1 protein-coding gene is annotated in these 1,504 nt (G+C 45.8%); it reads left to right on the forward strand.

Going from position 1 to position 1,504, the window contains the following annotated elements; all coding sequences use genetic code 11:
- Positions 1-99: 99 nt before the first annotated feature.
- A complete protein-coding gene (locus O9332_RS27595; protein ID WP_052275264.1) occupies positions 100-1,428 on the forward strand; it encodes a hypothetical protein in 1,329 nt (442 codons plus the stop codon).
- Positions 1,429-1,504 lie beyond the last annotated feature (76 nt).

The following is a 1,504-nucleotide window of genomic DNA, read 5'->3' on the forward strand; positions in this document are numbered from 1 at the left end:
CAGCAATTCCAAATTCAAACGGTAGTGTAGGATACAGAATTGATTTCGCTTCTGTCCCTCAAAATAGAGTGAACGAGTTGCCCATTGGGTTTTGCAGGAATGGAAGTCCAAGATTTGAGTTTTATAGGGATGCTGAGCTACTTCCACAGGGCTATCGCTGGCATGGTTGACCCGCGCAGTGCTAGCAATGCTACTCGCTACAGTCTAAAAGACGCGGTCTTGGGGGCATTTGCTAGCTTCTTTATGCAAAATGAATCCTTTCTAGAATATCAGCGTCAATTGAATAGTCGTTGTGGACGAGATAATGCTCAAAGTCTGTTTGGTCTGGTTAATATCCCGACCATAGAACAGATAAAGAATATTCTCGATAGAATAGCCGCAAAGCCTCTTTTTTCACCGTTCAAATGGATTTATCAAGGTCTGAGAGAACAAGGCTATTTGAGGCTGTTTACAGCCTTGGATGGCAACTTACTCGTCGCCCTAGATGGGACTCAGTACTATGATTCAGAGAAAATTAGTTGTCCTTGTTGCTCAACCCGCACCTCGAAACAGGGGAAGGTAACTTATCACCATCAAGCTATTTTGCCTGTAATTGTCTCTCCTGACCAAAAATCGGTCATTTCCTTGCCACCAGAATTTATCACTCCTCAAGATGGCAGTGAGAAACAAGACTGTGAGCAAAACGCGGCAAAACGCTGGATAGCGAGCCATGCGTCCTGGTTTGAAGGCCAGCCCATCACCCTCTTAGGCGACGACCTCTATAGTCGCCAACCGATGGCTGAATATTGTTTGGAACACCATTTCAACTTTATCTTTGTCTGTTTACCGTCCTCCCATCCGACTCTCTATGAGTGGGTTTCTTTCCTGGAGGCTAATCAAGAAGTCAAAACCACTCAACAGCGACGTTGGAATGGGCGATACTTTGAAATTTGGGACTATCGTTATCTCAATCAAGTCCCCCTGCGCGAACAACAACCCGCCTTACTGGTCAATTGGTGTGAGGTGACCGTTAAGCGCGAGTCGGATGGTCAACTTCTCTATCGCAATAGCTGGATTACTAACCACGACCTGACTCCCCAACGGGTCATTCTGGTCTGCGCTGCTGGACGGAGCCGTTGGCGAACCGAAAATGAGAATCACAATGTGCTCAAAACTCGGGGCTATCATTTGGAGCATAATTTTGGACATGGTCAGCAACATTTGTCCTCTTTTCTGTTGACCCTCAATCTCCTGGCTTTCTTATTTCATACTGTTCTGCATCTAGTCGATGAACGCTATCAACGGGCTCGGATGCAAAGGGGGACTCGCAGAGGCTTTTTTAACGATGTTCTTTGCTTAACCAAGTATCTGCTGTTTGAAGGCTGGCACCACCTTTTAGACTTTATGCTCGATGAGGCCATCCCTGTTACTCGCGTTAATTCTTCTTGATTTTGGATGGGGAGCTACAGGGCAAAAGCGTTTTGTATTCTGTATTCCTTGCTACATTCTGAATTTGGAATTGCTG

Source organism: Microcystis sp. LE19-10.1B, from assembly GCF_027530565.1.
GTDB classification, from domain to species: domain Bacteria; phylum Cyanobacteriota; class Cyanobacteriia; order Cyanobacteriales; family Microcystaceae; genus Microcystis; species Microcystis aeruginosa.